This window comes from Thiovibrio sp. JS02, assembly GCF_053485635.1.
In genome coordinates this window covers 3,502,910-3,520,715 of sequence record NZ_CM130715.1, presented here as the reverse complement: position 1 = coordinate 3,520,715, position 17,806 = coordinate 3,502,910, and the positions used below count along the sequence as shown (strand labels likewise).

The 17,806-nt window shown below is 58.4% G+C and carries 15 protein-coding genes and 1 tRNA gene; 4 read left to right on the top strand and 12 right to left on the bottom strand.

Annotation, left to right across the window (positions count from 1 at the left end):
- Positions 1–69 precede the first annotated feature (69 nt).
- The 3 genes from ACUUL3_RS16185 (at position 70) to ACUUL3_RS16175 (ending at position 3,792) form a co-directional block, all read left to right on the top strand.
- Complete coding sequence (locus tag ACUUL3_RS16185; RefSeq protein WP_448553114.1) at positions 70–1,434, top strand: TrkH family potassium uptake protein; 1,365 nt, start codon at positions 70–72, stop codon at positions 1,432–1,434.
- 23 nt (positions 1,435–1,457) lie between these two features.
- On the top strand, positions 1,458–2,114 hold the full coding sequence (locus ACUUL3_RS16180; protein ID WP_448553112.1) for a potassium channel family protein: 657 nt from the start codon (positions 1,458–1,460) through the stop codon (positions 2,112–2,114).
- Positions 2,115–2,283: 169 nt separating this feature from the next.
- Positions 2,284–3,792, top strand: coding sequence for a B12-binding domain-containing radical SAM protein (locus ACUUL3_RS16175; protein ID WP_448553110.1), 1,509 nt, complete (start codon positions 2,284–2,286; stop codon positions 3,790–3,792).
- Between the two features lie 76 nt (positions 3,793–3,868).
- Here ACUUL3_RS16175 and lon read toward each other — a convergent pair whose 3' ends face one another.
- A complete protein-coding gene (gene lon / locus ACUUL3_RS16170) occupies positions 3,869–5,890 on the bottom strand; it encodes an endopeptidase La (RefSeq protein ID WP_448556507.1) in 2,022 nt (673 codons plus the stop codon).
- Positions 5,891–6,319: 429 nt separating this feature from the next.
- On the opposite strand from lon, the gene ACUUL3_RS16165 reads away from it, so the two are divergent.
- Complete coding sequence (locus ACUUL3_RS16165; RefSeq protein WP_448553108.1) at positions 6,320–6,490, top strand: hypothetical protein; 171 nt, start codon at positions 6,320–6,322, stop codon at positions 6,488–6,490.
- A gap of 175 nt (positions 6,491–6,665) precedes the next feature.
- Here ACUUL3_RS16165 and ACUUL3_RS16160 read toward each other — a convergent pair.
- The 11 genes from ACUUL3_RS16160 to ACUUL3_RS16110 form a co-directional block, all read right to left on the bottom strand.
- Positions 6,666–6,742 (bottom strand) — tRNA-Arg (locus ACUUL3_RS16160).
- Positions 6,743–6,813: 71 nt separating this feature from the next.
- Complete coding sequence (gene cysS / locus ACUUL3_RS16155; protein WP_448553106.1) at positions 6,814–9,174, bottom strand: cysteine--tRNA ligase; 2,361 nt, start codon at positions 9,172–9,174, stop codon at positions 6,814–6,816.
- A gap of 232 nt (positions 9,175–9,406) precedes the next feature.
- Positions 9,407–10,576, bottom strand: a complete 1,170-nt coding sequence (gene dsrP / locus ACUUL3_RS16150) for a sulfate reduction electron transfer complex DsrMKJOP subunit DsrP (RefSeq protein ID WP_448553104.1) — start codon at positions 10,574–10,576, stop codon at positions 9,407–9,409.
- A gap of 11 nt (positions 10,577–10,587) precedes the next feature.
- Positions 10,588–11,427, bottom strand: a complete 840-nt coding sequence (dsrO, locus tag ACUUL3_RS16145; RefSeq protein WP_448553102.1) for a sulfate reduction electron transfer complex DsrMKJOP subunit DsrO — start codon at positions 11,425–11,427, stop codon at positions 10,588–10,590.
- A 1-nt stretch (position 11,428) separates the two neighbouring features.
- The gene (gene dsrJ / locus ACUUL3_RS16140) at positions 11,429–11,830 is read right to left on the bottom strand and encodes a sulfate reduction electron transfer complex DsrMKJOP subunit DsrJ (RefSeq protein ID WP_448553100.1); all 402 of its coding nucleotides are present in this window, start codon (positions 11,828–11,830) and stop codon (positions 11,429–11,431) included.
- A gap of 5 nt (positions 11,831–11,835) precedes the next feature.
- Positions 11,836–13,482: a sulfate reduction electron transfer complex DsrMKJOP subunit DsrK gene (gene dsrK / locus ACUUL3_RS16135; RefSeq protein ID WP_448553099.1), complete on the bottom strand. Its 1,647-nt coding sequence runs from the start codon at positions 13,480–13,482 to the stop codon at positions 11,836–11,838.
- A gap of 5 nt (positions 13,483–13,487) precedes the next feature.
- Positions 13,488–14,483 carry a sulfate reduction electron transfer complex DsrMKJOP subunit DsrM gene (gene dsrM / locus ACUUL3_RS16130; protein ID WP_448553097.1) on the bottom strand — a complete coding sequence of 332 codons (996 nt, stop codon included), beginning with the start codon at positions 14,481–14,483 and terminating at the stop codon, positions 13,488–13,490.
- A 33-nt stretch (positions 14,484–14,516) separates the two neighbouring features.
- On the bottom strand, positions 14,517–15,056 hold the full coding sequence (locus ACUUL3_RS16125) for an RsbRD N-terminal domain-containing protein (protein ID WP_448553095.1): 540 nt from the start codon (positions 15,054–15,056) through the stop codon (positions 14,517–14,519).
- Positions 15,057–15,192: 136 nt separating this feature from the next.
- A complete protein-coding gene (locus ACUUL3_RS16120) occupies positions 15,193–15,618 on the bottom strand; it encodes a hypothetical protein (RefSeq protein ID WP_448553093.1) in 426 nt (141 codons plus the stop codon).
- Between the two features lie 182 nt (positions 15,619–15,800).
- Positions 15,801–16,724, bottom strand: coding sequence for an MBL fold metallo-hydrolase (locus ACUUL3_RS16115; protein WP_448553091.1), 924 nt, complete (start codon positions 16,722–16,724; stop codon positions 15,801–15,803).
- On the bottom strand, positions 16,721–17,617 hold the full coding sequence (locus ACUUL3_RS16110) for an HDOD domain-containing protein (protein WP_448553089.1): 897 nt from the start codon (positions 17,615–17,617) through the stop codon (positions 16,721–16,723). Before ACUUL3_RS16110 ends, ACUUL3_RS16115 begins: the two co-directional genes overlap by 4 nt.
- Between the last annotated feature and the right edge of the window lie 189 nt (positions 17,618–17,806).

The window sequence follows — 17,806 nt, the reverse complement described above, 5'->3', positions numbered from 1 at the left end:
TAAGAGCGCATGCCCATCAGCTGCCTTGCGCAACAAGCTTACGGGCGTCCAGGAGTTTCGCCCCAGCCCATGAGACTGACCAAAAAGATCCCTCCCTTTTCGCTGCCCATTCTCTTTTTCGCGCTCATCATCTGCGTCGGCGCCACTCTTCTGCATATTCCCGGCTCCCATGCGGCAGCCCCCCTTTCCTGGACCGATGCTTTTTTCACCGCAACCTCGGCGGTCTGCGTCACCGGTCTGACCGTGGTCGATACCGGTTCTTTTTTTTCCCTACAGGGCCAGAGCATCATCGTCATCCTCATCCAGCTGGGCGGCCTCGGAATCATGACCTTTACCGGCCTGTTCTATTATCTCTGGCGCAAACAGGTCTCCCTCACCGACAAGATTGCCGTGGGCCAGAGCCTGCTGCATGACCCGGGCTTTCACCTGGGCACCTTTCTCCTGCGCATTGTTCTCTGGACCTTTCTCATTGAGGCGGCAGGGGGGGTTGCCATACATCTCCTTTCCCCAGGCGGATTTCCTCCGTTTTTCGCCATCTTTCATGCGATTTCCGCCTTCTGCAACGCCGGCTTCGGTCTTTATGGCGACAGCCTCACCGCCTGGCAGGGCAACTGGCCGATCAATCTGGTGATCATGGCCCTGATCATTCTGGGCGGCCTGGGCTTTTCCGTTATCGTCGAACTCCACACCTACACGGCCTCCCGTCTGACCCGCGCCGGCACACGGCGCAAGAAATCCCATCTCAGCTGGTATGCGCTCCTTGTCATCAAAACCAGCTTCTTCCTGATCCTGGCCGGAGCGGCGGCCATTTACTGCGCCGAGTTTTTCGGCGGTAAACCCGCAATGCCGACAGCCACCAGCCTGCTCGCCGCCCTGTTCCAATCGGTCACCTGCCGCACCGCCGGCTTCAACACCCTGCCCATCGGCGAGATGAGCAACGTCTCCCTCCTGATCATGATCATGCTCATGTTCATCGGCGGCGCCCCGGGTTCATGCGCCGGAGGCATCAAGGTCACCAGCTTCCGGGTCCTGACCGCCTTCCTTCTCGCTCAGTTCAAGGGGCGTGACCAGGCGGTGATCGGTACGCGGGCCGCAAGCAGACAATCGGTGAACAAGGCTCTCATCCTCTTCATCTTCGCCGCCATCATCATCATGCTCGCCACCCTCGTTCTCAACATCTCCGAGGGCGGCCCCCTGCCTCATCCCATGACCAGGGGACTCGCCATGGAAATTTTCTTCGAGGTCGTTTCCGCCTTCGGCACCGTGGGCTTGAGCACCGGCCTGACCCCACAGCTCAGCCCGTTCGGGAAATGGGTGGTGATTCTGCTCATGTTCCTGGGCCGCCTGGGCCCCATTGTCTTTTTGGCCACCATTCAAAGTTTGCAGAAAAAAGAAGCCTACCACTGGGCGGAGGAAGATCCGCTCATCGGCTAGCAGCATCCGGAGGGAGTGAGAAGGTGAACAGCAAATACCAGATAGGCGTAATCGGCCTGGGCAAATTCGGTTTTAAATTCGGCAACACCCTGATCCAACGCGGCCTCGAGGTCATCGGGGTCGATACCGATCCCGAGAATGTGAAGCGGGCCCAGGAATACTTCCCCCTGGTCTACCAGGCAGACGCCACGAACAAGCATGTCCTGGAGCAGCTGGGCTTCAAGGATCTGACCCATGTTCTGGTCAGTGTCGGCGATTCCATCGCCGCAAGCTCCATGATCTCCCTCTACCTCAAAGAACTTGCGGTGAAAAACGTCTGGGTCAAGGCCATCAATACCGACCATGAAAAGCTGCTGCGGAAAATCGGCGTGGACGAGGTGATCATCCCGGAGCTGATGGCCGCCACCCAGCTTGCCACCAAGCTGGCCATCCCCGGCTACATCGGCTCGCTGCCCTTTGACAAGAACTTCGCCATCCAGGAGCTCATTGTGAAGGAATGGGCCGGAAAAAGCCTCCGGGATCTCGATCTCACCAACCGCTTCAGCATCCAGATCATTGCCGTCAAAAGGGCGGGAGAGGAGAATTTCCAATATATCCCCAAGGCGGACAACGCCCTCGGCGCCGGCGACGCCCTGGAAGTCATCGGCCCCATTGACAAGCTGACGAAGATCAAGTCATGATGCTTTTATCGGAAAACGCCCGGGACAGGCGGCGGGGATTCGGCGCGGTTGGTAATAAAACCCTTGGCGGCCGGACATCATGACCAGTGTTGGCGCCTCCCTGGGCAGGCTTTCCCTTCCTGGCCGCCGCCCGCAGAAAATCTCCTGGCCGCCCGGGAACTGAAAGGCCATGCTCCTCATCTACCCGCCCATGGCCAAGGCCTGCGAACCTCCGGCCGGCATTGCCCGACTGGCCGGCACGCTCCTGAGTCACGGCCTGCCCTGCACCCTGCTTGATGCCAATCTCGAGGGCCAGCTTTTTCTTTGCCATCAACCCATTGCGACCACGGACCGCTGGAGCCGGCGGGCGGGGAAAAACCGGCAGGCCAACCTCGCCGCCCTGCGCAGCCCGGAACTCTATGCCAGTCCGGACCGTTACCGCCGCGCAGTGGCGGATCTCAACCGGTTGCTGGAAATGGCCGGCAGGGAACGGCAGCTTGCCCTCACCCTGGCCAACTACCAGGAACAGAATCTCTCGCCCTTGAAAAGCAAAGACCTCCTTGCCGCAGCAGCGGCGCCGGAAGGCAATGTCTTTTTCCCTTACTTCGCCGCCCGCCTTACGGCGCTTGTGGAAGAGAACGCCCCGAAGGTCGTCGGCATCTCCCTCAATTATCTGAGCCAGGCCCAGACCGGTTTCGCCATGCTCGGCTTTCTCAAGAAACGCTTTCCCGGCCTGCCCCTTGTCCTGGGCGGCGGTCTGGTCACCTCCTGGCTCAGAAATCCGGCCTGGGAAAACCCCTTTCGCGGCCTGATCGACCACCTCATCGCCGGCCCGGGGGAAGAACCGCTTCTGCGCCTGCTGGGGGCGACCAGCCCCTCACGGCACAGCATGCCTTCCCATGCGGGCCTGCCCCTTGGCGAATACCTGGCCCCGGGCCTTATCCTGCCCTATGCCGCCTCCTCGGGCTGCTACTGGAACAAATGTCTCTTCTGCCCGGAAAAGGCGGAACAGAACCCTTACAGCCAGGTAGCGCCTGCCACGGTGCTCGCGGATCTTGCCGCGCTGATTGATGAAACCAGGCCGGCCCTGATCCACTTCCTCGACAACGCCGTCAGCCCGGGTCTGCTCGCGGCCCTGGCCGGCCAGCCGCCGGGCATTGACTGGTACGGCTTTGCCAGAATCATCCCCCAGCTTGCCGAGCGGGGATTCTGCCGGGCCCTGCGCGCCGCGGGCTGCCGGATGCTCAAGCTCGGCCTGGAATCAGGGGATCAGGAGGTCCTGAACGCCATGGACAAGGGCATCGACCTGGCCCTGGTCGCCGAGGCACTGCACTGCCTCAATGAGGCGGGGATCGCCACCTACGTCTACCTCCTCTTCGGCACCCCCTCGGAAACCCTGGCCGCCGCCCGCCGGACGCTCAACTTCGTGGCCAACCACCATCAGGCCATCACCTTTCTCAACCTGGCGGTGTTCAATATGCCCCTGGCAAGCCCGGAGGCGCCCCTGGTACAGCGCAACGATTTCTACGCGGGGGATCTCTCCCTCTATACCGATTTTGTCCACCCCAAGGGCTGGTCGCGCAGGGAGATCAGAAAATTTCTCGACCAGGAGTTCAAGCGCCACCAGGCCGTCACCCCCATTCTCCAGCGCGACCCGCTGCTCTTCACTTCAAACCACGCGCCCTTCTTCCGCCGATGAGGCAAAAAGAATGCCGGTGCCCTGAACCGAGCCCGGGATGGCCGGCTCTGCGCAGCGGAACTCTGTCGCCCAAATCTCAGGAAAACACATGGCCGACGACATCGCCGACCTCATCGACGGTGACGCAGGTGAGGCTCCTGATCAGCTGCTCAGGCACCTCTTTGATATTGCCGATATTTTTTGCCGGAAAAACCACGGTGCGGATGCCGGCCCGCCGGGCGGCCAGCATCTTTTCCTTGACCCCGCCCACCGGCAGAACACGGCCGGAAAGGGTCAACTCCCCGGACAGGGCCACGTCGAGCCGGGCCGGTCGGTTGGTCAGCAGGGAGAGGAGCGCCACCGCAATGGTGAGACCGGCCGAGGGACCATCTTTGGGAATGGCGCCGCCCGGCACATGGATATGGATATCGGTGCCCTCGAAAAAATCACGGGGGATATTGAAACGGGTCGTATTGCTGCGGATATAACTCAAGGCCGCCTGGGCGGATTCCTTCATCACCTCGCCCAGCGACCCGGTCAGGATCAGGTTGTTGTGCCCCTTCATCTGGGTGGCCTCGACAAAGATGATCTCCCCACCCATGCCGGTCCAGGCAAGGCCGGTGGCCACCCCCACCCTTTCCTTGTCCTCGACCACCTCGAAATAATATTTCCGCGGCCCGAGCAGTTCCTCCACCCGCTCCGGGGTGATCCGCAGTGCGGGCGGTGTGCCGCCCTCCTGGCCCCTCAGGATCTCGCGGGCGATCTTCCGGCAGACAGAGGCCAGGAGACGCTGCAGGCTGCGCAACCCCGCCTCCCGGGTGTATTCGCTGATGATCTTTGAGATGGCGGCATCGCTGAAAACCGGCGGACTGGCGGCGAGCCCGGCCTCTTCGATTGCCCTGGGGATGAGATGCCTCTTGGCGATCTCCTCCTTTTCCTCCAGCATGTAGCCGGCCAGATGCAGGATCTCCATCCGGTCGAGCAGGGGCGCGGGAATGGCATCGACGCTGTTGGCGGTGGCGATGAACATCACCCGGGACAGGTCAAAGGGCGCATCGAGGTAGTGGTCGATGAAGTGGGAGTTCTGTTCGTGGTCCAGCACCTCGAGGAGGGCGGCTGCCGGGTCGCCCTTGAAATCCTGGCTGATCTTGTCGATCTCGTCCAGCATGAACACCGGGTTGCGGGATTCGGCCCTCCGGATCTCCTGGATGATCCGGCCCGGCAAGGCGCCGATATAGCTGCGCCTATGCCCACGGATCTCGGCCTCATCCTTGAGGCCGGCCAGGGAGAGGCGGATGAACTTGCGTTCCAGGCAGCGGGCAATGGATTTCTGCAACGAGGTCTTGCCGGTGCCGGGAGGACCAACCAGGCAGAGGATCGGCCCCTTGCTTTCAAAGCGGACCCTTCTCTTCTCCAGGGCCTCCCTGAGGGTGGCCCGCAATTCGTCGAGCTTCAGGGGCTTGGCCAGGACATGGTAGGAGCCCTCACGCATGGCCTGCACCGCCGTGGGCATGGTGGCATGGCCGGTCACCATGATCACCACGGTTTCGGCGTCTGCCGCCTTGGCCGCCGCAAGGACCGCCAATCCGTCAACCTTTCCCATTTTGATATCGGTGACCACCGCCTCAAATGGCTCCGCGGCGAGACAGCGCAGGGCTTCCTCGCCGTTTGCCGCCACCTTGACCAGATAGTTTTCCTTGCTTAAGACATGTTCGAGATTTTTCCGGGCGATCTCCTCGTCATCGACCACCAGAACCCGATACCGGTTGGACAGCTTCAGGATCCGCACCGCCAGGTGCTCAAGGATCCGTTCCTTGATCTCGGTGAGGCCGAAGTGTTCCTGGTTGAGAATCCGCTCGGCCCGCGCAAAGTCGAGATTATCCGGAGTGGTTTGATGCCAGGGCAGGCTTACCAGATATTCGAGATAGTTGAGACCGATGGTATATTCGGCCGCGGCGGGATTGATTTTTTCCAGGCTGGCCGCTTCGGTCAGCGCGATCTTTTCCACCTTGTCCGGCAAATGCGCGGCCAGAACCGCCAGACGGAGTTTTTCAATCTCCGACGCCGGAGGAGCAGCCGCAGCCCCCGTCTTCTCCGTGCCCTTGCCGAACAAACCCATCATCCACCTCGATTGTGGCTTTCGGGAAGCGTGCCAGATGGCTATCCCCGCACTCTGGTTATACCTGCCCCCTGCCGGAAAAAACAATCGCCTTTTTCCGGGCCACGGCACGCTCCCCCAAATGTTGCATTTTAACAACACCCCATTCCAATTCGCAACAACTACCAACCAATTGAAATTACACAGATTGGCGCGAAAGACGCCCACTTGACGTTGCAATCTGCAATAAACACCCCACCCCCGCAGGAAGAAAATTCGCAATTTACCCTGATATATTAACCAGTTACCGGAAACCCAGCACGTTGGCATGCTATTTGTATTAATAAATGAACAGAACGCCGCCCATACTTCAGAGCGGAAACATCCACCGGCAGCGCAACCGAAGGCTTGCTTTACAAGCAACGGAAATACCAAAAGGAGATAACGACAATGAAGGAAAACCAGAAAATCAATCTGTTCGACAGGATCATGATGGCCATAACCTTTGCCGAGGCCGACGAGGCTGAAACCGCCCGCGAAATCCTGGAGCGCCGGGACACAAACCGCCCGGGCGCAGGTCTCGAAAAACGCCCGGGCAGCAGGCCGACCCTGAGAATGTAATCCCGCCTTTCCCGACAGCCACTACCCGCCAACGTAAAAAGGGTTTACCGGAGAACCGGTAAACCCTTGGCGTTTCATGGCGCGGCCGGCCACAGCAGGTCGGTCATCCTGCCTTACAGTCTGTCGCCGCGGCAGAATGAAGAGCAAGGAAATCCAGGCCTGGAGCCTTGATGAATGGTGCGCCCGACAGGATTCGAACCTGTGACCTACGGCTTAGAAGGCCGGTGCTCTATCCAGCTGAGCTACGGGCGCGTTTGTGCGACAGATATTAGAACGAACCGGTCAAGAAAGCAACACCGTTTTCTTGCCGGTCATGGCAAAGCCTATTCCCCCTTCTTCTTGAGCTCCTTCCAGACCGGGCCCTTTGCCGTATCGACAATCTCGATGCCCTTCTTGGCCAGCTCATCACGAACGCCGTCCGCCTTTTGCCAATCCTTCTGTTTTCTGGCCTCTTCCCGATCTTTGATCAGCTTGTCGATCTCAGGGGCAAGGGGACACTCCTCAAGCTTCATGATGTTGAGCACCGTGTTGACCCTGCGGAGTGTTTCAAGGATATAATCCTTCTGCTCGCGGTCGAGATGCCCATCGCTGAGGATGGGGTTGGTCTTTTTGACAAAATCGAAAAGCGCGGCGAAAACCCTGGCCACGTTCATGTCGTCATCAAGAGCCGTGGCGATCCGGTCCTCCATGTCGGTGAGATAGGCGGCAACCTTGGGATGCGGCAGACCAGGCGGCAGACAGAGCAGCTTGGCGACAAACTCGTCCAGGCGCCGTAAATTTTTCCGGGCCCCATCGAGGCTGCGGAAGGAAAAATTGATCGGCTTCCGGTAATGGGTGCGGATCAGAAAATAGCGCACCTCGCGGCCTGAGTAGCCCTTGGCCAGCACGTCGCGCAGGGTGACGACGTTGTGATTGTCCAGGGACATCTTTTTGCCATCCATCAGGAGAAGTTCGCTGTGCAGCCAGAACCTTGCCAGGGGCTTGCCGGTGAGCGACTCGGCAATGGCGTTCTCATTCTCGTGGTGGGGAAACAGCAGGTCGCGACCGCTGGTGTGGAGGTCCATGGTCTCGCCCAGATGGTGCAGGGTCATGGCCGCGCATTCGATATGCCAGCCCGGCCGCATGTTGCCCCAGTCGGTCTTGAAAAAGATGCCGCTCTTCAGTTCGGCCAGGGTGGAGCGCTTGAGCAGGGTGAAGTCCACCGGACTTTCCTTTTCATAGTCGTCCAGGTCAACGGTCTTGCCCACCTGGATCTTGCCCAGATCCACGCCGGAAAGCTTGCCATACTTGCCGAACTTCGAGATGTCGAAATAGATCGAGCCATGCTTTTCATAGGCGCAGCCCTTGGCCATGAGCTGGCCGGCCATCTCGATCATGGCCCCGACATGCTCCGAGGCCTTGGGGTAGCCGCTGGCCTCCAGCACCCCGAGGGCGGCCATGTCCCGCTTGAAGGCATCGATATAGCGTCCGGTGAATTCGCCGAGCGCGAGCTTCTCTTTCTCGGCCCCCTTGATGGTGTTGTCGTCAAGATCGGTGAAATTCATGTAGAATTGCACCGCATGGCCCTTCAATACCAGCAACCGGTGCAGGAGATCGGAAAAGACGAACCGCCGGCAATGGGCGAGATTGGCAAACTCATGCGCCGTGGGACCGCAGGCGTAGAAGGTCACCTTGTCCGGCGACTGGGGCCGGAATACCTCTTTCTTTTTGGTGAGGGTATTGAAAAAGCGCAGATCCGATTCCTTGGCCTCCTCCTCAACCGCATGACGGGTGAAGAGTTCGGTGCTCAGATACTTTTCGCCGCCGTCCGGGAAAATGACCACCACGACCCCTTCCTTCATCTGCTCGGCCCGGGTGAGCGCGGCGCTCATGGCGGCGCCCGAACTCATGCCGACAAAGATCCCTTCCTTCTGGGCAAGAAGGCGGGCGGTCCTGAAGCCCTCCTCGTCGGGGATGTTGATGATCTGATAGGGCAGCTTTTTATCGAAAATCCCTGGCGTGTAGGACTCCTTCATATTCTTGAGCCCCTGCAGCTTGTGCCCCAGGAAGGGCTCCACCGCCGTGACCCTCACTTCGGGGTGGAATTCGTTGAAATACCTGCAAAGGCCCATGGCCGTGCCAGAGGTGCCGAGGGTGGAGACGATGTCGGTCACCGCACCGCCGGTCTGTTCCCAGATCTCCGGGCCGGTGCTCTTGTAATGGGTCATCCAGTTGGCGTCGTTATTGAACTGATCGGTGAGGAAATAGCGGTCAGGATATTCGCGGGCCAGGGCATACGCCTGCTCGATGGCGCCGTCGGTGCCGCGCTTGCCCGGCGTGAGGAGGATCTCGGCGCCAAAGGCCTCCATGATCTTCCTGCGTTCTATGCTGGCGGATTCCGGCATGATGAGCTGACACTTATAGCCCTTGACCGCGCAGACCATGGCAAGGCCGATGCCGGTATTGCCGCTGGTGGCCTCCAGCACGATCTTGTCCGGAGTCAGCTCACCATCGGCCTCCGCGGTTTCGATCATGTTCAGAGCAACGCGGTCCTTGACCGAGCCTGCCGGGTTAAAGGCCTCGATCTTTGCGTAGATCGCCACCTTTTTATAGGGATTGAGGCGCTTGATCGGAATAAGCGGGGTATTGCCGATCATGTCGAGGATGGAATTGATGGCCTGGAGCGGATTTTTTGCTTTCACCATGGAGGAAACCTACCTTTTAAAAAATCATCCTGAAAATCGAAGGCAGGCGGCCTGAAAAACCGACTGTCAAATCTGAGGGTTAGCAACCAGAGTGCAAAATACAACATTGTTTTTGGCAAATGCAAGGCAATAAGCGGCCTGGGGACCCGGACGCACCGTACAAACAAAAAAAGCAAGCCCCCTCGGTTGAGGAGGCTTGCTTGCAAACCTTGAGCAGAAAAAGGAAAAGGGCTTACGCTTCCTTCTCCAGCTTAACGCTGATCGCAACCTTATAGAGGATGCTCAGAATAAAGAAGCCGGTTGCCCAGATGGCCGCGGTGATGCCGATCTCCTGTACGCTCGGGTAGTACTCGGTGACCTGATCCAACATGTTCGGCACAAAGCCGCCCAGCACCAGACCGAGGCCCTTGTCGATCCAGAAGGCGACAAAGATCAGGAGGCAGGAAAGCACCAGCAGACCGTCGGACTGCTTGGCCCGGGAAACGAAAATCAGAGCGATGCCCGCCAGGCCCATCACCACCGAGGCGCGCATGAAGGGGACCAGATTGTTGTATACCTGATCACCATGACCAAGGCCCCAGAAAAGATAATCCAGGGTGTGCATGTGGCCGGGCATCTGGCTGTAGTAGGCGACAAAGAACTCGCAGCCCAGGAAGAAGAAGTTGATCATGGCGGCATAGCCGATGATGGTAACCAGCTTGTCCTGCGCCTCGCGGCCGATGTCAAACTTGGTGGTGCGCTTCAGGATCATGGCGATGATCATGAGCAAAGCGGGTCCCGCCGCAAAGGCGGAGGCCAGGAAGCGCGGGGCCAGAATGGCGGTGAGCCAGAAATGACGGCCGGGCAGACCGCAGTACAGAAACGCGGTGACGGTGTGGATGCTGATGGCCCAGGGAATGGAAAGATAGATAAAGGGTTTGATCCACTTGGGATATTTAATCCCTTTGTACTCGGATTGGAGCACGACCCAACCGCAGAGGATGTTCAGGACCAGATACCCGTTCAGCACGATCATGTCCCAGAAGAGCATGGAGTTGGGGGTCGGATGCAGCATCACGTTCAGGGCGCGCATGGGCTGGCCCAGGTCGGCGATGATGAACATCAGACACATGGCGATGGCGGCGATGGCCATGAATTCGCCAAGGATGACAATGCGGCCGAAGGCCTTGTAGTTGTGAAGGTAATAGGGCAAGACCAGCATCAAACCACCGGCGGCGACACCGACCAGAAAGGTGAACTGGGAAATGTACACGCCCCAGGTCACATCCCGGCTCATGCCGGTGATGCCCAAACCGTAGTTAAACTGCTGGGCGTAAAACATCCCGCCTGCACCCATTATGGAGAGCAGGAAGAGCATCCATACCCAGTACCCTGTGCTTCCTTTTAATGCTTTTTCGATCATGATCGTTCACCTCAAATAATATAGAAGAGGGATGGATGGGTTCCCGCGGAGGGCTTCCGCTGGATGGTGAAGTTGCTCTTCAGTGCCTGGCTGACCTCGGAGGCAGGGTCGTTGAGATCCCCGAACACCAGGGCCTTGCTCTCGGCAGCCGCCTCGACACAGGCGGGAATCTGCCCGATGGCCAAACGCTCGACACAGAAGTTGCACTTTTCGACCACACCGCGCATCCGGGTGGGGAACTTGGGATTCTCCGTCTTGATGAACGGATTGCCGTCTTCATCCTTCCCGCGCGGATCGCGCCAGTTGAAACTCCGCGCGCCGTAGGGGCAGGCGGCCATGCAGAACCGGCAGCCGATGCAGCGGTGGTAATCCATGGCCACGATGCCGTCCTTCTTCTTATAGGTTGCCTTGGTCGGGCAGGCCCTTACGCAAGGCGGCTTTTCGCAGTGGTTGCAGAGAACCATGATCGGCATCTCATGCAGGAAGTCAGGCCGTTTGTCCTGGCTGTGCTCAGGGAAGGCATTCTCATACTTCTCGACCCAGATCCACTTGATCTCATCCTTCTTGTTGCCGAAATCCGGCACATTGTGGACGCTGTGGCAGGCCGAGATGCAGGTTTGCGAAAGGCCCGGATTCTCGGCGAACTTCTTCACGTCGATGACCATGCCCCAGCGCTTGCCGGTTACTGCGGAAGCGCCATGCTCACCGGCTGCCGCAGCCTCGCCATGACCGCCGCCCGAGGAGGCAAGAGCCTCGCCCCTCAGGAGCATGTTAAAGGCCGAAGGGGCACCAATGCCGGCAATGGCAGTAAGGCCGGCAACCTTCAAAAAGTTTCTTCTTTTGCTATCCATCTTACATCGCCTCCTTCGGCTGGATATGACAATCCCAACAGTAAGGTTTCACGGATGTGTATGCGTGGCACTCATCACAGAATTTCTTCTTGCTGGTGTGACAGTTCATACAGCCATTTTGCAAGCTCCTCACATACTCGGTGCCGTTGGCCGTATGGCCGAGGCGCTTCGGATCCGTACGCTCCACGTCGGCGTCTTCCCGCAAAATGTCATCGCGCCACTGGTTCAGGAGCAGCATGTGTGTTTCCCGCATATACTGGGTCGGGGCGACACACTCCGTGAATTCCTTTGGCTTTTCAGGTTTAGGCGCCTTGCTGGCATTCCCGAGCTGCAACCACATCGGGGATGTCATGATGCCTATGAAAATAATCAACGCAGGTATGATTCTTCCTTTACCGTACATGGTTATCACCCTTCCATTCCTGCAAGCGGCTCGAAACGGAGACCCGTTTCACGCTCTTTTTCACCATCCATGATCAGGGCGTTGCCCACCAGCTCGGACAACCCGCAGACCGTAACGTCGGGATTCCAGTAGTTCATCAGACTCGTCAAGGTAGCACGGTCGATGGCGCACACGCAGGCCAGGGTATCGACCTGATGCCTGTCGCGCACATATTTGACCGCGTTGGCCCTTGGCAGGCCTGAACGCATACGCAGTTCCATGATCTCATCCGTGTTCAGGCCGGTGCCGCTGCCGCAGCAGAAGGTTGATTCGCGGATGGTGTTCTCCGGCATCTCGAAGAAGTTGTTGGCCACGTTGTTCAACACGTAGCGCGGCTCGTCGAGAAGGCCCATGGCCCGGGCGGTGTTACAGGAGTCATGCCAGGTGACCCTCCGATGATCGTTACGCTTCTTGTCGATCTTCAGCTTGCCGTGCTTGATCAGATCGGCGGTGAATTCGCTGATGTGGATCATCTTGGTGGATGCGGCGTTGTCGAACCGGGTGCCGGTGATCGGGGAGGTGGGAACCTCCAGGAAGTCGGCGGGGCCGTTCATGGTCTCCATGTACTGATGCAGCACGCGCCACATATGGCCGCACTCGCCGCCCAGGATCCACTTGACGCCCAACCGCTTGGCTTCGGCGTACATCTTGGCGTTCAGCTTCTTCATCATCTCGTTGGCGGAGAAGAGGCCGAAGTTGCCGCCCTCGGAAGCATAGGTGGACCAGGTGTAGTCCAGGCCGATATGCTCGAAGAGGAGCAGATAGCCCATGGCGGTGTAGATGCCGGGCTCGGCGAAAACGTCCGCGGACGGGGTGATGAAAAGCACCTCGGCGCCCTTCCGGTTGAAGGTGGGGTTGACCCTGATGCCGGTGATCTCCTCGATGTCGTCGCAGAGATATTCGATGTTCTCCTTAAAGGTGTGGGGCTGCAATCCCATGTGGTTGCCGGTGCGGTTCGAGTTCGCAGCCGGCTCCAGGATCCAGTTGGTGTTGACGCCGATCAGGTGGAGCAGCTCGCGGCCGATCATGGTCACCTCGGCGGTGTCGATGCCGTAGGGGCAGAAGACCGAGCAGCGACGACACTCGGTGCACTGATAGTAGTACATGAACCACTCTTTCAGCACCCCGAAGGTCATGGGCCGGTTCCCGGCCATCTTCTTCAGAAGCTTGCCGCCCAGGGTGAAGTCGTTCCGGTAGACGGAGCGCATCAGCTCGGCGCGGAGAACAGGCATGTTCTTTGGGTCGCCGGTGCCCAGGAAGAAATGGCACTTGTCCGCGCAGGCGCCGCAGCGCACGCAGCAATCCATGAAGATCTTCAGGGAGCGGAACTTGTCCAGACGCTCCTTGAGACCGTTGAGGATGATCGCCTCCCAGCCTTCGGGCAGGAGCCAGTCATCGCTTTCCGGATCCCACTCGCGGGGGTTGCCGCCGAAGACCTGGGGCAGGCCCTTCTGGTGGTATTCGTGAATCTCCTTCTTGGCAGGATAGCAGTAATTGCCGGACTTGAACACAGCCGGAACATCCCACCAGTCCTGTTTCGGAACAGCCCCGGTCATCATGGACGGAGCCTTCGCAACGCTTACACCGAGTTTGTCTGCTTTTATGATTGCCATCGTTCTTATTCCTTCTCAACTGGTAATCCGCCTTCCTTCATGAACTCCCTGAACTCGTCCTCGTAGGCAGCGTAAGAATGCGGCTTGATGTTGGGATCATTCCACGGGTTGATGTGCCGAACCATCCGGCTGTTGTTGATCATATTCCTGGTCGGGCTCATGAAGACGCCGGCCATGTGCATCAGCTTGCTGAAGGGGAAGTAGATCATCAGCGCGCAGACCAGCATGACATGGATGAAGAAGATCGCGCCGATCTCCCCGACGATGGCCGGGGAAAAGGTGGCCAGCCCGTAGGTCAGCTGCTTGATGGCGACGACATCGACCCGCAGCACGTAACGCATCAGGATGCCGGTGATGGCGATACCCAGGATGAGGAAGAGCGGGAAGTAGTCGGCCGGCAGGGAGATGTAACGGATGTTGTTCAGAACCACTCTGCGCAGGAAGAGGAAACCGATGGCCAGCACGAAGATGATGTCGGTCTGGTAAAGAACCGGGGCACCCACCTGCATGAAGCCGTCGCCGAACTCCAGGGCGGCGACAAAACCGGGAACCGGATCCAGGAAAAGGCGCATATGACGGAGGACAATGACCAGGAAGCAGTAATGGAAGAGCAGGGCGAAGAGCCAGAGGAGCTTGCTGGAGCCGTAGACCAGCTTCGGTCCGTCATGGATTTCCGCCTTGGTGTTCCTGAAAAGGGAGCGGAAAAGAAACACTTCCAGAACCATTCTGGCGATGACGCCGAGCCTGGTGGACGGGCAGTCGATCTTGTTCTGCTTGATCCACGGCAGGGAGTTGGCCTGACCACAGGTGGTCGGAATCCGAAACGGAACCGGAGACTTTGCCCATTGCGTTACCCGATAGGCAAATCCTCCCAGAAAGATGGCAAAGGCGAGATAGGGCAAGACCACCCCTATCAACCCCTGCCCCCCTGGCACCTGGGCCGCCACCAAGGCAACCAGGACAAGTGCCAACACTGCGATGAATGGATTCAGGATTCTCATTTACTGTTACCTCGCATCATGGTTACTTAAAAATTAAATAGTTTTAAGTTCCGCCTTCTTAGCGGTATCTCTATCCATCACTTTCGAAGGGCAGCCGCCATCCGTAATGATGTTGCTTCCACTTTTTATTTCGGCGATCCGCGTCTGGTAGAGGCGTTCCCGGCAGGCAACGTACATGTCGAACATGGTATAGGCCAGGACATCGACCCGCTCCTCGAACGCCTGCCAGCCGGCGAGATCGGCGACCTTGTCCTTGCGGCAGAAATCCTTCACCACCTTCTTCAAGATGTATGCCATGGAAACCGCCTCCGAGGGATTAAATGTCTGCACCGCCCGAATCTGCACCAATTGCTCAAGTGCCGCCACGATCTTTTCCGGCTCATTCTTCTCGAACAGCAGGACATAGACCTCCCAGAGGCTGCTCTTCACCGAAAAGCCTATGGGATTGGCAAACTGGTCCTTACCCTTCTTGAAGATGTGCGCTGCATCAGCGGGATAGGTGGCCAGAACCTGATCGACCCAGCTGTCCAGAATCTCGCCTTTTCGGTCTATGAGCAGTTCTTCAAGAAGCATTGTTCTCCTTTTATAAGCCCTTGTCCGCATAGGGAAAAACACCTATATTCTGAATGACCATTCAGAATACGAAAGGCATTGGTAGCACGTTTCAGTGCATATTTCAACAAGAAAAATAGATTGGGAATAAGGCGAATTATGAGACGGTATCGAGCAAAATACCGGTTTCCTGCTCCAGGTTCCTGAGCAGAACAGGGAGATCGGCAAGATCGATGATCACGTCACCGACGATGGTGCATTGTTCATTTCCGGTGCAGTCATAGACATCAATGGCATACCCGCTCTCATCCCTGATCAGGACCAGGTGGATGAGGATGTGCCGGCGCTCCAGATGGGTGTTCACCCTCTCGATGAGACGGCGCACCGACAGCTCATCGGTGGCCAGAAATGTCTCTTCCCCTCCCTGCCTGCGCTCCTCGCGCCCCTGCTCCCATTCGCGCTTGAAGGCGCCGATCCGGGCGACCGGCTGGGTTCCGTCAACCGGATCGATCTTTCTCTCGGTCCGGTAGGGGTCTCGCCTGATGGGTCTGGTCGGGAACTTGATCTCGTCGGAAATAACCATCTTCTCACCCTGCCTTGCGGGTTTCCGCCCCGGGCTGCCTCCCAACAGCCTCTCACCATCCCCATCGACACGATCTCCCCGGAACTGGAGGTTTTTTTTCACCTGCCGGGCAAGGTCGGCAGGCAAGGCTTTTGTCGAGCTCGGCCAACCATGGTCCGCCCGGCAAAGCCCATCCCCGGAGATCAGATCTCCATCTCCATTCCCTCCCTGGCGAAAAAAACCTCGGTGGCGCCGCCACCGGCCGGGGCGCAATATTTTTTGCACAGCTCCTCGACCTGGGCATCGGTGCGCACCGGCTCATGGTGAAAAAGCGCCAAGGACTTGACCCCCACCCGATTGGCCGCCGCCACCGCATGTTCAAAGGAGGAATGGCCCCAACCCAGGAACTTCCTTTCATACTCCTCCCGGGTGTACTGGGTGTCGTGGACGAGAAGATCCGCCCCGCGAAAAAACTCCTCAAGCACCGCATTCTGCTCCTGGGCCACCAGCTCGCCCTCCGTGGCCATGGCCTCGTCATAGGAAGGGTCATCGGGATCGGTGCAGAAGAGATTCCGAAAGGGCTCGGTGTCGTATGCGGTACAGAAAAATTTGTTCTGATATTCGAAGCGGTAGCCAAGGCAGAGGATGGGATGATTGAGATACTTGGTGGTGAGAACTATGCCGTCCCCCAGGTCGAACCGCCCCTCCTTCAGGTCGATATACTCGAGCTTTGCGGCCAATTCGGCCTGACGCACCGGGAAATAGCGATAGGTAAGCTGCCCGCCGACGATACCCTCCAGGGTATCGCCCTCATAGCTGACCGGCCCGTACACCTTGATCCGGCTGCCCGGCACATAGATGGGGGTGAAGAAGGGGAACCCCATGATATGATCCCAATGGGTGTGGGTGAGAAAAATTTCGGTCCTGATGGGTCCCTTGGCAAAATCATTGGCCATCATGAAGTTGCCGAGCTCCCGGATTCCAGAGCCGGCATCGATGATGATCAGACGGTCGATCTCGGGAAAGCGCAGCTCGATACAAGCCGTGTTTCCCCCATATTTCATGGTGTTGGGACCAGGGCAGGGAATGGAACCGCGCACACCCCAAAATTTTATCCTCATGCTCATAACGCCTCCCGGGCAACCTGAAGAAAAACCTGGGCCTTCTCGATTTCGCCCTGGACCTTTTCATGCAGGGCGGAGATATCGTTCCAGCGCATGCCAAGCTGGCCGAGCAGCTCGTCGATCCTTGTCATGTCCGGATACCGGTCCCCGGCAGAGCCCACGTCAAAAAGATTGGCATAGGTATTGGCCAGGGCAATGACGCTGACCAGAAGCCTGGTCTTGCCCGCGGCGTTCTCCGGAGCATGATGATAACAGAGAAGATCCACCAGGGTGGGGCTCAACTGCCACTTTTCGGCTATCATTCTTCCCACCACGCCATGGTCAAAGCCGAGCATCATCTCCTCGGCCCTGGTGAGTGGACCCTGTTCGAGCCTGGCCAGCTCCAGGGATTGCCGGTACTCCCCGGCAAAACAGTTGTTGAGCGGAATCTTGCCCAGATCATGAAGCAGGCCGCCGACAAAGAACTCCTCCTGGAGCATGGCGGGAATCCCCTTGCGGATCGCCAGGGCCTTGGCCATGACTCCCACGCAGATGGAATGGGTCCAGAACTCATCCATGGAAAGGGACTGGAAGGACTCTTCCCGCCCCATGCTGCCGAGAACAGCGGTGCTCAAAGCGAGATTCTTCACGGTATTGAGGCCGAGCATGATGATGGCCCGGGTGAGCGAGCTGATCTGGTTGGGCAGGGAGTAATAGGCGGAGTTGATGAGTTTGAGCACCTGTCCGGTGAGAACCGGGTCAAGGGAGATCACCCTGTTCAGATCGTTGGCGGAGGTGTTCGGCCGATTGCAGATCTCCAGGACCTTGGTCACCGTGGTGGACAGGCTCGGCATCCTGTCGATGTATTTCTGGATCAGCTTGCCGCGCTGTTCGCTGTTCAGGGGGGCCCCGGGCATCAATGCGACCTATTATTTATGTTGCAAAACATGCTGGTCTCACCGGAACCTCAAGAAACAAAAGGTCCGCTCCAAAAACGCGAAGAGCGACAGCCACGAAGGAAAAACCGCCGAAACCGCCCCGTTACGAAGTACGCGCCTGGCCACGCCTTCATCAAAACATAGTAACTGAGGCAGGAGGCGAGGTCA

What these genes read in the sequence shown, in the direction of transcription:
- ACUUL3_RS16185 (WP_448553114.1), top strand. Translation starts at nt 70, where the DNA reads ATGAGACTGACCAAAAAGATCCCTCCCTTTTCGCTGCCCATTCTCTTT.
- ACUUL3_RS16175 (WP_448553110.1), top strand. Translation starts at nt 2,284, where the DNA reads ATGCTCCTCATCTACCCGCCCATGGCCAAGGCCTGCGAACCTCCGGCC.
- lon (WP_448556507.1), bottom strand. Translation starts at nt 5,890, where the DNA reads ATGGGTTTGTTCGGCAAGGGCACGGAGAAGACGGGGGCTGCGGCTGCT.
- ACUUL3_RS16165 (WP_448553108.1), top strand. Translation starts at nt 6,320, where the DNA reads ATGAAGGAAAACCAGAAAATCAATCTGTTCGACAGGATCATGATGGCC.
- cysS (WP_448553106.1), bottom strand. Translation starts at nt 9,174, where the DNA reads ATGGTGAAAGCAAAAAATCCGCTCCAGGCCATCAATTCCATCCTCGAC.
- dsrP (WP_448553104.1), bottom strand. Translation starts at nt 10,576, where the DNA reads ATGATCGAAAAAGCATTAAAAGGAAGCACAGGGTACTGGGTATGGATG.
- dsrO (WP_448553102.1), bottom strand. Translation starts at nt 11,427, where the DNA reads ATGGATAGCAAAAGAAGAAACTTTTTGAAGGTTGCCGGCCTTACTGCC.
- dsrJ (WP_448553100.1), bottom strand. Translation starts at nt 11,830, where the DNA reads ATGTACGGTAAAGGAAGAATCATACCTGCGTTGATTATTTTCATAGGC.
- dsrK (WP_448553099.1), bottom strand. Translation starts at nt 13,482, where the DNA reads ATGGCAATCATAAAAGCAGACAAACTCGGTGTAAGCGTTGCGAAGGCT.
- dsrM (WP_448553097.1), bottom strand. Translation starts at nt 14,483, where the DNA reads ATGAGAATCCTGAATCCATTCATCGCAGTGTTGGCACTTGTCCTGGTT.
- ACUUL3_RS16125 (WP_448553095.1), bottom strand. Translation starts at nt 15,056, where the DNA reads ATGCTTCTTGAAGAACTGCTCATAGACCGAAAAGGCGAGATTCTGGAC.
- ACUUL3_RS16120 (WP_448553093.1), bottom strand. Translation starts at nt 15,618, where the DNA reads ATGGTTATTTCCGACGAGATCAAGTTCCCGACCAGACCCATCAGGCGA.
- ACUUL3_RS16115 (WP_448553091.1), bottom strand. Translation starts at nt 16,724, where the DNA reads ATGAGCATGAGGATAAAATTTTGGGGTGTGCGCGGTTCCATTCCCTGC.
- ACUUL3_RS16110 (WP_448553089.1), bottom strand. Translation starts at nt 17,617, where the DNA reads ATGCCCGGGGCCCCCCTGAACAGCGAACAGCGCGGCAAGCTGATCCAG.